Below are 12,392 nucleotides of genomic sequence, written 5' to 3'. Positions count from 1 at the left end.
TTTGAAAAAAGGAAACACACAGCTTATACGCCAATGCGCGAAAATGGCAGTACTGCAATAAAGAAGGTTATACTGCCACTCTTTCGTAATCATTTATTTTATCTAGTTCCAGCAGGGTTGTGCCACCATCTTCCGAGCGGCGGAATGCCGGATTGAACCGCGCTCCGTAAATCAGCTCTTCAGCAGTATAAGAGGTGCGTTGCTGTACGGTATTGGAATAATGGTCGTCAAAAGCTTTAACCGTTACCATCAGCTCCAGCCTTGAGTCGCGAAGCGCCTGTTCGCTCATGTTGTAAAACGGACTTTCTTCATCCAATACATGCACGAGTGTCCAGCTGAGCGCCAGCGAATTGATCTGCGCAATCTCCAGAGGCAACTGATAGAATTTCGTAACACGCTGTCCGTTTTCAATTACATGAAATGCGGTGGTTACCTGTGCCTCGGCATCCGTAAGGTGATTGTTACGCTGCGATGCCACCCTGAGCATCAAAGCCTTACCCGTTTTATACGGGCTCACAAGCACGTTGTGACTGAATACGAGGTAGGCGCGCGGGCGCGAAAAACGGGCAAAGAACAGTCCTGTTACCAATGCAAACGACATGATACCCATAAACGACTCGAGCGACGCAACCACATTTGCCGTGAGTCCGTCCGGACTGATGTGTCCGTACCCCACGGTTGTAAGCGTTTGTGAACTGAAGAAAAATGCCTGCTGAAAACGCGCAGAAAGACCGCTTACTTCGGAGGAACCCTTAAGGCATTGCGGACCAATGGCCAGGTAAATGCAGGCAAACAACAGATTAATGACCGTATAAAAACAGAAGACCACAACCAGGAAGCGCGCACGTGAAAGACGCAGCAATACGTGATACCAGCTTATCCTCTCGAGTATTCCCGCACCGGTCTTCCTGAGGTTCAGTGTTCCATCCTTATTCACAAGCCGGCGTCCTTCGGCACTGGTATTGGAGCCGAAGCCGCTGTTTTCAATACTGCGTTTATTGTTTCTTTCTCTGGCCATATTGTAGCGTCTCAAATGTAGTATAAACTATCCATGATAACGGGGATGAAATTGCTCCAGCACAGTACGCAGGTAGGCCTTATCCAGGTGCGTGTATATCTCCGTGGTGGTAATGCTTTTGTGGCCGAGCATTTCCTGCACCGCCCTCAGGTCGGCCCCATTCGTAACCAGGTGCGTCGCAAAAGAATGACGCAGGGTGTGCGGGTGTATGTTCTTTCTGATACCTGCCTTAAGCGCCAGATCTTTAATGATATTAAACACAGACACACGACTGAGAGAGCCGCCGCGTCGGTTCAGAAACAGCACATCCGAACAGGAAGGCTGCACGGGCACATGGCAGCGGACAGCATCGCGGTACAGTTCTATCTGCCGGATGGCCGAAGTCCCTATCGGGATAAGCCGCTCTTTATCCCCTTTTCCCCTTACACGGATCAGGTCTATATCCAGGAACAAACCGGAAAGCTGTAAACCGGTGAGCTCAGATACCCGTAATCCGCAACTGTACATCACTTCAATGATAGCACGGTTGCGCTGGCCTTCAGGTTTACTATGATCGATACATGCGATCATGCTGTCAATTTCCTCAACGGAAAGCACTACCGGCAAGGGCCGGGTTAATTTGGGGGATTCAAGTAATTGCGTGGGATCATCATCTATTTCGCGCTCCAGCAACAGGAAACGAAAGAACGACTTAACGCCGCTGAGTACCCGTGCCTGGGAATTGGCCGACAAACCCGTTGCCGCAAAAGACACCAGGAACTCCTGCAGATCCGGAAGCTGCACCTGCCTGAAAGAAAGTTCGCGTTCATTCAGGTAGGCAAACAGAAAACGTACGTCGTGCAGGTAGGCCTCCACTGTGTGCGGAGACATTGAGCGTTCGAGACTCAGATAAGATTGAAAACTTTTCAGATACGCCTCAGACACAAAAGTTGATTATTTATTTAGTAACCCTGATTCATCACTGCCACGACATCCGGCGCCGGTAAAGGATCGAGGATACCGAAATGGCGCTGATCGATGGCGTCAAGCGCAGCTTTTCGTTTCAGATGTTCGCCCACAATCGTCTTTACATCATTACCAGCCATTTGCAGGATTGCATTTTTGCGACGTATCCGGTTCAGACAACGGCCAATAACGATAAAAAGAAATGCGACGAGAGCTGCCATTACCGCAGTGGACCAATACAGGTATTCCACTTCCACCTTTGAGAAGCCCGACGTTTCCGGATGCAGACGCAGGCGGGACAGAATATAAAACGGATAAATGCGGTCTCTGAATACAGCAAAGACAATGCTTCCCAGCGAAGCACAATAGCAAAGCAGTTCGGTTACCAGCAATACAATTTTATTCAATACCCGTGCAGCTACCGGCTTACGCAGCGCCACACCTAAAGGCACCAGCTTATCGAGCTGGGTGGCTATCATCTCTTTTTCCTCCCGGAATTCCCTGAGCAAATCGTCCTGAAGTCTTGAATTTTCCATTGTCGTATCGGGTTAGTCCGCAAAAATAATCAACGCTTTGGTTTTAAAAGATCATGTGCAAAAAAAACGGGTTATGCACATCCGGGCTTATTTTTGAATCAAATTAACCATATATGGACTGGAGAGGAAGACGCGAAAGCGACAACTTTGAAGATATCACCGGGAGCACCGGTGGCGGGCGCAAGCTGATCGGTGGCGGCATTGCAGTGATCATCGCAATCGTCGTGGCATTGCTTACCGGCAAAAATCCGCAATCTGTTCTGAACGCGATCCAGAGCGTAAATCCGACAGTTGCCGCCGGCACCTGCGACAATACTGACAGCAAAAACCAGCAATTGCAAAGTTTTACGAGCCGCACCCTCGCATCGACAGAAGATATCTGGTCTGAGCAATTCAGTAAAATGCAGCTTGTTTATGAAAAGCCCAAACTGAAATCCTTCTGCGGATCTTGTCCGACTGCCTGCGGACAGGGGCATGCCGCTTCAGGGCCATTCTACTGTCCGGCCGACAGTGACGTGTATATTGATGTTTCTTTTTTTCGCGAACTATCGGAAAAATTCAATGCACCCGGCGAATCGGCTATGGCATACGTTATTGCACACGAAGTGGGACATCATGTACAGAATTTGCTGGGTATCACCCGGAAATTTGAAGAGCAGCGGGCCAATATGAGTGAGGCTGAGGCAAACCGTTTGTCTGTTAAGCTGGAATTGCAGGCAGATTTTCTGGCCGGCGTCTGGGCACACTATGCGCAAAACGAACAGCACATCCTACTACCCGGGGAAATCGACGATGCACTGAATGCCGCCAACGCAATTGGAGATGACAATCTGCAAAAACAATCGCAGGGATTTGTGGTACCGGACGCATTTACACACGGCACATCGGAGCAACGAATCCGTTGGTTTAAGAAAGGATATGAAACCGGCGACATCAACCAGGGAAATACATTTGACACTGCTGAATTGTAAGCGATTTGTCATATAAAGCATTAATTCACCGTGATATTTATGTAATGCTAGGTTTTGGAGCGTGAATTGGTTACATTTGTTAACTATGCCGATGCCGAGAATATTAATGATTGATGACGATGCCGATGAGCAAGGTCTTTTTGCAGAAACGGTCGAGGAGTTAGGTTTGCCGGAGAAAATCCAATTACATTTTTGTTCTAACGGTCTCGAATCTTTAACGCTGCTGGAGCACACATGTCCTCCCCCTTTTGATCTCATCTTACTGGATATGAACATGCCGCTGATGAACGGCGTTGAGTTTCTTAAAAAAACATATCCCCGTCTTGCGGATTTTACCACAGAACTGATGGGATTTTCCACTACGAATAATCCTGATATCATTTCCGAGTTTAAAGCTTACGGAGCTTCAGGTTTCGTGACCAAACCATCGGATCTGAGAAAGTATGAGGAAGTGGTTGCCAGGTTCACCAACCGGGCCCGCGAAAACTACCAAATCCGCAAAAGGATAGCCTAGCTCACATGCCAATCAGGTTTTACGTGTTGCACATCCGGTGCAGCACGTAAATTCATGCCATTTACTTAATATATTTGGGTGCAGGCATTCTGCTCCACCTTTATATAAAACAGACTTATGAAAAGATCTTTCTTCTTTTTTTGCTATCTGCTGTTTGCCGGTACTCTTGTGCAGGCAAAGCTCATTGATCCTAAAAGTCTGAAAGGTCCCTGGCGGGAAACCGTCCGTATACAGGCGGGCCAGCCTGTAAAGTTCCGCGACACTTTGTATTTCGAATTCCTTTCCGGCACCATGTGCGTATGGGGTAAAACCACCCCTTCGGCTCCCCGGCTGAAAGCAAAGCTTACCGGCACCACACTGGAGATAGGGCCCAATGAATTTGACATACTGGAGCTTGAAGGAGACCGTATGCACCTGGCCGGTCAGGACGGCGTGGAGCTGATCATGCAACGGTACAATAAAAGGCCCGCAAGTCTGCGCAATGGCAATAACGTGACTTTCCGGCCCGCTATCAGTCCGAAAAACGGCACTGTTCCCGACCGTATCGAACCATTGGTCGGGATTTGGAAATGCTACAAGCGCACCAGTAATAAGCCTTTAGACACAGCGGGGAAGTACCGAATCATTCGTCTGGTGTCCATTGAGGAAACACCGGAAACTATTACCGGTAAGATATACGGATTCAACGATCCGGAAGCAAAACCCTCCTGGATCGTTCAGCAATATGAAAAAGGAATGCTCTACACTGCCGGTAAGGACGAACGCAATTTCCGGGTGATCAATTGCCAGCCTAATGAACTCGTGATCGAAAACGAAGGGGTGGTCTACTACATGAATAAATTGTAGATAACGTCTGGCTCGGACAATGAACGGGCTTACGAAACGTTAAAGAGGAAACCGACTCTATGAAACGCGCGTATTTTATCCTCATCATGCTGTGCAGCGTCATATGCCGTGCGCAAAAGAACAGCGACACCTTACAATTGAGCGAACAGCTCGTGATCGCAGAAGTCTCGGATAAGCATACGGCGTCACTGATCATTGACCCGGACAAATTATTACGGGCAATCAACCGGGAATTCCCGAACAAGGAGGCCGAATTTGATGCGGTGCATTTGCGCACTGCGGTTGTGAACAATCACACCTGGCATTACCTGGAGTGTACCACACATACATCCAACCGCACACTGGTGAAATGGCTGCGTAATACGAATGGCAGGCTGGACTTCGGACAAGCCGAGGGAAAAGCATTTTCGCTGATGAGTACCTTTTTTATCTGTGAGGGGGAAGCAAGCTGTTATCCGCGACTGTTATTTATCGACGGCATGTACGGTTGGAGCTGCCGGGAGACAAGCGCCTGCGTGAGTGATGCATTCGCGAAACAACATCCTTGCAGCTGTACGAAAGGACGTCTTTTCTGATCGTTTCTGTAAATTTCATTTAGTCATAACTGCTTCCCGAGCAGTACTCCCACTTTAAAAAAAATTTCTGATCCGAAGCATTTCAGACTTACGGATTTAAGTACTTATTACAAAAAATGCACCACAGGAAAGTACTGCATATAAGATACAAAAAGCTATTTTTGTGCGGTAAAGCGGTATCCATTCATCGCCGACAAATATTTCTCCCGCCAATCCCGTCCTTAAGACGAAACATTTTTCAAAGATCATTTGTACCGGAATAGCCGCTACAGAATATCTGACATCTCTCCAATAAACCGTGTTCCTTTAAGCGAGCATGGGTTTTAATCATTCAGTACTGCAGAATTCCCTTCCTGTTTCCGGAAGGAACACCGCGCCACGAAATCAGATCGTGGTGATGGCTATGTATTGCCTGGCGCTTACCACTCAAAACCGACAAATGAAGACTTTCAGAAGAACAATTGACCAAACAGACGAATTATTGATATGCTCAGACGATTCCTACTTTTATCTTTCATGCTGACTTGTAACTATAATGCGAAGTCACAACTTTACGCGCCTCTTCATACGGAGACTTCCTTTAACAGTGGCGTTGATGTAACTAAGCCTGTGGGCAGTATTACCGGAAATGCTACGGTCAATCTTTGCGGAGCCGCAGTATATTCAATTCCTGTTCCATGCGCACCAGGTACATCCGGGATGGCCCCTGCCATTTCCCTTGAGTATAGTTCTCAGCATGGAGACGGACTTATGGGTAGAGGATGGAGTATCAATGGCATTTCCGCAATAAACAGAACCGGGGATGATAATTTTCATGAGGGAGACAACAGCGTGGTAACTTATTCTAACTACGACCATTTTGTATTACAAGGCCAGAGACTTATCCCTCAAACCGGCAATAATGGAGATCATGGAACCACTTATGTGAGTGAAGAAGAGAATTATTCTTTGACAACCTCCTACGGCAATATTGGGGGTGGGCCGGAATCCTTCAAAGTTGTCAGCAAAGACGGCACAATTATGGAGTATGGGAGCTCTTCAGATTCCCGAATGATGAACGATGACAATTCAGTGGTAATGGAGTGGTACCTGAGTAAGATAAGAGACGTAAACGGCAATTATATAGAGTTTGTGTATACCAATACAGGCGGAGATTTCAGAATTGCAGAAATTAACTACACAGGAAATGATGTAACCGGGATGACCCCTTATAGTCGAATTAGATTCTATTATGAGGAACGGTCTGATAAAAACATCATTTATCACCGGGGAGGAACGCGTAACTCATCGTATTTACTGACAGGAATATCTTCAAAAGACGAAAATTATATTTATACTGAATTCCGTCTGACCTATGGCAGGAATGCTGAGGCATCTTATTTGAAAAGCATTGCTCAGCTGCAAGGTTCAGGATCTTCTTCAATCAATGAAACGCGCTTTTTGTATGGAGAAAACGGACGTGAATTCGAGGAAACAGAAACAGATTTAAGCATCCCATACTCAGCAAGTTCCCCTACTTCAGTTAACTATGATATTATGTCAGGTGATTTTGATGGCGACGGAAAAAGTGAAATTTTAAAAGCCAGTTTTGATTATACAGGTGGGTCGTATCGTTGGGATCGAAATTATTTAGGTTTTGAGTTGTTTTCACAAAACGCCTCAGGATCGTATACAGCCATACCCGGTAGTTCCGTTACATTCCCATCATCATCCTCCAATTCAAAATATTTGATAGGCTATCAGAAAAATACCGATAAAAAAGGCAACCACTTTCTTCAGGCCGACTTCAACGGAGATGGTAAAGACGATCTTCTTTTTATGAATGTAGGAAGCGGAAATACATACAATGGGGTGACGATCTACTATTCCAAAATGGGAAAAGGGAGCTCAGGCTTTACCGTTGAGAACTATGCCCCTGATGCAATTGCCGGAGGGCACAAGTTAGCGGATAAGAATTCAGTTTTTATCGGCGATTTTGATGGGGACGGGATTAGTGAGTTTGCCTACCTTACGCAAAATACAAACCCGTCCAGCGGGATTGTTTCCTACAATTTTTATGTTTCGTTTCCCCGGTATGGGCTATTTAACCAAAGAGTTAAAGCAAGCTGGACGCCGGGCACGACAGCCTCTGCGAGGGAAGCTGCGTGGATGAATGAGCAACCGGCATCCACGCTGGATTTCGACGGGGACGGACGAACCGACATTCTAACCTACGTACCTTCTACTTTATCGTCGGCGCATTTTGCGTGGATCGGAACTATCATTAAGCTATCGGGGACATATGTATTTAAAGAACTCTACAGTGGCGGTTATCCCTTGCAAAATTACCATGAAGTATTGGGCATAGGGGACTTCAACGGTGATGGAAAAAGTGACCTTGTTATAGCTCAAAAACCCGGCTATCTCAATACGGCAATTGCTTACTCCACCGGCACCGATTTTAAAGAAATCCCCTTTGTAATGAGCCCGCAATTTAATAAAAGGTGCGTCGTTACAGGAAGCGGTGGAAAATCAGTATCCGACATAGCTGATTTCCTGTATGTAGGAGATTACGACGGAGATGGCAAAAGCGACATCTGGCATGCCAGGAAATATTGCACCAACGAAGCGGAATATTTCAACAACGCGGACTTTGTCTTTTACAATTTCAAGGGGCATACTGAAAAAACAAACCTGATCGACAAACATCAGTATACCGTACCATATGCAATTTCAGAAGTTATTGCTCCCGTACTCAGCGATGTAAACGGCGATGGACAATCAGAGATTTCCCTGAAGGCATTCGATAAGGATAAAATGCGTCAGTTCTTCTTTAAAAAAAATGACCAGAGTCGATTTCTCTCCAGAATACGAAATGGAATGGGGCATGTGACCAGCTTTAACTATAAACCATTGTCTCAATCGGACGGATCATTCTATACTAAAGATCCGTCTCCGGTATATCCCTATAACTATTCCAGTTTACCCATTTATGTAGTGACGGAGGCCAGTCAGCCCAATGGCATCGGCGGAGAGAATCGAACTAAGTATATCTATTCAAATCTGCTGATGCACCGCGCAGCTAAAGGCGTATTAGGCTTCAAAATCATTCAGGCAATTGATTTCAGTCTGAACGTACGTGTGGAGACGCAATATGGGCTTGATGAAACTTACATCAGACCTTACATACGAAGAAGAATTTCGTATCAGCATTTTCCAAGTCTTAAGATATCAGAGACTCAGTATAACTACTCATTTTCCGGAGTCAGCGGCCCTTCTTACCGTTTCAAGTGCGAATTAAATTCGACAAGCGAGGAAGATCCTTTAATGCAGTTAATTACTACAACATCCAATACGTTTGACAGCTACGGCAATATCATAACGACAGAATCCGAGCTTAATAAAACTACTATTATAGGGTCTGCGCCATTATCACACTCATCCACAAAAACTACGTTTACCAAAGCTGGTGTTTCAGCAATTCCGCACCTGCCAATAGAGGTGACCCAAACCGTTACACGCGGATCACTTCCTCCGTTTACTCAAACGGACCGCTTTGGCTATAACAGTAATGGAGCTTTGGTATCTCACAAAGCTTTTGACGGATCATCGGGTTTGTTTTCAAAAGACTCCTGCGAATATGATGCTTATGGGAACATAATCAAAAAGATAAAAATGGGATCGTATCCAGCCAAAACGATCGTCCAGCAATTTGAATATGAAACAAGTTATCATCGCTTTTGCATTAAGGAAACTGACCCTCTTGGCGGCTACACCAAAACTCAATGGCACAGTTTTTGGGGCAAACCGACAAGAACAATTGCGGCTAACGGATTGGAAACATGGTTTACTTACGATCAGTTTGGAGTTCTTATATCCAAGCGCATATATACTGCACCGGGAATCTATTATACCATTAATTATTCCAGAGGTTTCGGAGGTTCGGGAAATGAGGTTTATTATACTTCAGAAAGTCATCCGGCGGCTCCGGATTCAAAAACGTACTATGATATTTTGGGCAGGACTTTGCGAAGGGAAACTGAAGGCTTTTCCGGATGGAAACAATCAGTTCAAACTTTTGATGCGAGAGGAAATACAAGTACCGCAACTAACGAGTTCTATAATACAGAGACGCCGAGGATAACTACAAAGACTTACGATGCGCTGAACAGACTTGCTTCAGTAACAGATTTCAGTGGTACAACAACATATACGTACACTCAGGGAGACGGCCTGGCGACTACAACCGTAAATTATCCCGACGGCAGAGTTAAATCAAATGTAACAGATGGTACCGGCAAGACAATTAAAATTTCCGACAACATAACAGGTACCATTCACTTTGAATATGATAGCCGGGGCAATGAAATATCGAGTGGAATGGGCACCATAAGCGCACCCTACGCGACACTCATAAGAAGAGAATATGATAACTGGGGCAATTTGAAAAAAATGATTGACCCCGACGCCGGAACCATTGCTTACGACTATAACGTGTATGGTCAACTAATGTCCGAGAAAGACCCTAATGGCAAAGTGACAACGTTCGAATATGATTTGCTTGGGCGTGCGGTTTCAAAGAACATCTCAGGTTATAGCACAACGTTTTATGAGTATTATGGTATTGATAAGGATTATCGCTTAAAAAAGGTTACCAGCAGCCATGGAGGTGTTTCTATAACGGATGAATTTGACTATACGACCGGTAGCGGACTGACGCGACATACCCGAACTACGCCGATAGGCATTTTTGAAAAGTCTTACACCTACGATAACTACGGACGCCCGCTTGTATCCAGCTATTTAAACAGCGGCTTTAAAACCCTTAACTATTATGACGTAAATGGCTACCTGAAAAAGGTTACGACTTATCTTTCCGGGGGGCTTAAAGAAAAAACACTGTTTGAAGCGTCATCCGCAAACGGAGATGACCAACTTACGGCGTTTAAACGAGTAGATGGAATCAATTCAAGATATGATTACACTAATGGACACCCAACTTCTATCGATGCATTGGGAGTGTTATCTCTTTCTATGAATTATAATTATGCAAACGGAAATCTGACTGACAGAAGTGATAAGATAAGTAATACAAGAGAATCCTTCAGTTATGACGGAGCGGAACGACTAACCAGTTCTGCCGCCGCAATTACCCCTGGAGGAAGTCTGCCCGCAGGATCCCATCCATCAATTGACGTAAGTTACGATACGCGCTTCTATGGCAGTTTCGGGCAGATTATCAGTAAGACCGATGCCGGCAATTTTAAGTACGGAGGGGCTATTCGTAACGCTGTAACAAGCATATCTGATCCCGGCCGCCTCGTCAGCCATGAAACACAGAACATATCGTATACCGGGTTCAACAAAGTGGAAAAGATTACAGAAACCATTACCTCAATTCCTTACGAAGAAGACTTTTATTACGGTCCGGATGAACAAAGGGCTTACAGTGAGCAAAAGCAGGGAGGCGCCCTTTCCAGACAAAGAGTTTACTTCAATGAATTCGAGGCGCAGCGAATTACCGGAAAAAGTCTGCAAATGCTTCATTATATCTATTCTTCTGATGGAAACATCTGCGGCGTGGTAGTGGCTGACGGTGTCTCAGGACGCTTTGACTATTATGGCATTTACACCGATCATCTGGGGTCAATTGTAGCGATTACAGACGAAACGGGTAATGTGGTTCACCGGCAGGCTTTTGATCCATGGGGAAGAGAACGCAACCCTGACACATGGGATTATACTGCTAGTGCCTATAAAAAGCCGGACTGGCTGTTCCGTGGTTACACCAGCCATGAAATGTTTCCGGAATATGGTCTCATTAACATGAACGGCAGGCTGTACGATCCTTTAAATGGGAGAATGCTCAGACCAGACAACTATGTTCAGGATCCCGGGAACACACAGAGTTACAACAGGTATTCCTATTGCTGGAACAATCCGCTCAAATACACAGATCCGAGCGGAGACATCATTTACTTCATGCCCAATTACAGTATGGGTAATGATGGGAAGGCTAATGTGGGGCTCACCGTGGGCGTAGGTATTCCGAATACGCCATTAAGTTTAAACCTGACAGTGGGCCATGACTTCAGCAGTGGAAATACTTATGCGTCCGCGGGCATCGGAGGTGGAGGATTTTCCGCCAATGCGGGCTGGGGAACTAAAAGCGGATTTTTCGCGAATGTTGGCTGGGGGCCGGGAGGATACAATGGATTCTCCACTAATGTAACCGGAATTGGAGTCGGCGTAAGTGAACACGGTGGAATGTACGCTACCATTGGTCCCTTTGGGATAAATTCGCAGGGAATCGGGTTTGGGGTTTCCTTTTCCTATTCACAGGCACTGGTATACGATTACTCTATTGATGTTGAGGGAGGCGGAGAAGATGATGATGATATTTACACGACCAGGGAGTTCGTTATTTATGGTAAATCTGTGCTTACACAATCGCGAAATGCGACATCAGTAGCAAGAATTAATACCTCTTTAGAAGTTAATTACAAAACTCGCGGAAAATTCGATATTGACAATTCAGTAAATTGGCTAAATAACAATGCGCTGAACCATTCTACAGGAAAATGTGCATACTACGTTAGATTAGCTTTAGAAGCTGGCGGCATTAATACATATGGGCATCCGGTAGCGGCGTGGCAATATGGAGCTTTTCTCCCCAAATTAGGATTTTCAATTGTCAATACAAACCTCTACATGAAAGGTGACATTGCAGTAATTAAAGGACCACCAGGAGGAGCGTTTGATCCTAAAACCGGCATACCTTACGGGCACATACAAATGTATAATGGCCGACAATGGATCTCTGACTTTAAACAAAATCAACCTTTCTGGCCCGGTGCCAACTACAGGAGATGTAATCCAAGTTTTCAAATTTTCAGATGGACAACCTTTTAAAAAATATAAACATGTTAAAAAAAACAACAGTAATCATTTCACTAGTGCTCGTCGGCAATTTATGTAAGGCACAAACAAATCAATCAAGCATATACA

General features: G+C 45.4%; 8 protein-coding genes. 5 read left to right on the top strand and 3 right to left on the bottom strand.

Annotation, left to right across the window (positions count from 1 at the left end; translation table 11 throughout):
- Positions 1–67: 67 nt before the first annotated feature.
- The 3 genes from ABD846_RS14015 to ABD846_RS14005 are packed head-to-tail and all read right to left on the bottom strand — an operon-like array spanning position 68 to position 2,499.
- The gene (locus ABD846_RS14015) at positions 68–1,018 is read right to left on the bottom strand and encodes an ion channel (protein WP_344828346.1); all 951 of its coding nucleotides are present in this window, start codon (positions 1,016–1,018) and stop codon (positions 68–70) included.
- A 27-nt stretch (positions 1,019–1,045) separates the two neighbouring features.
- Positions 1,046–1,942: a site-specific tyrosine recombinase XerD gene (gene xerD, locus ABD846_RS14010; RefSeq protein ID WP_344828343.1), complete on the bottom strand. Its 897-nt coding sequence runs from the start codon at positions 1,940–1,942 to the stop codon at positions 1,046–1,048.
- A 17-nt stretch (positions 1,943–1,959) separates the two neighbouring features.
- Positions 1,960–2,499 (bottom strand): hypothetical protein, encoded by a 540-nt coding sequence (locus tag ABD846_RS14005; RefSeq protein ID WP_344828339.1) that lies wholly within the window; start codon positions 2,497–2,499, stop codon positions 1,960–1,962.
- A 113-nt stretch (positions 2,500–2,612) separates the two neighbouring features.
- On the opposite strand from ABD846_RS14005, the gene ypfJ reads away from it, so the two are divergent.
- The 5 genes from ypfJ to ABD846_RS13980 all read left to right on the top strand — a co-directional run bounded on the left by ypfJ (position 2,613) and on the right by ABD846_RS13980 (position 12,296).
- Positions 2,613–3,470 (top strand): KPN_02809 family neutral zinc metallopeptidase, encoded by an 858-nt coding sequence (gene ypfJ, locus ABD846_RS14000; protein ID WP_344828336.1) that lies wholly within the window; start codon positions 2,613–2,615, stop codon positions 3,468–3,470.
- 91 nt (positions 3,471–3,561) lie between these two features.
- Complete coding sequence (locus tag ABD846_RS13995) at positions 3,562–3,984, top strand: response regulator (RefSeq protein ID WP_344828334.1); 423 nt, start codon at positions 3,562–3,564, stop codon at positions 3,982–3,984.
- A gap of 117 nt (positions 3,985–4,101) precedes the next feature.
- On the top strand, positions 4,102–4,830 hold the full coding sequence (locus tag ABD846_RS13990; protein ID WP_344828331.1) for a hypothetical protein: 729 nt from the start codon (positions 4,102–4,104) through the stop codon (positions 4,828–4,830).
- 59 nt (positions 4,831–4,889) lie between these two features.
- The gene (locus ABD846_RS13985) at positions 4,890–5,405 is read left to right on the top strand and encodes a hypothetical protein (protein WP_344828329.1); all 516 of its coding nucleotides are present in this window, start codon (positions 4,890–4,892) and stop codon (positions 5,403–5,405) included.
- Between the two features lie 486 nt (positions 5,406–5,891).
- Entirely contained in the window at positions 5,892–12,296 is a 6,405-nt protein-coding gene (locus ABD846_RS13980; RefSeq protein WP_344828326.1) for a SpvB/TcaC N-terminal domain-containing protein, read from the top strand.
- Positions 12,297–12,392 lie beyond the last annotated feature (96 nt).

It is taken from the genome of Rurimicrobium arvi (genome assembly GCF_039540495.1).
Taxonomy (GTDB): Bacteria; Bacteroidota; Bacteroidia; order Chitinophagales; family Chitinophagaceae; genus Rurimicrobium; species Rurimicrobium arvi.
Note: the sequence above shows the minus strand (reverse complement) of the source record. Positions and strands in the feature narration are given on the sequence as shown.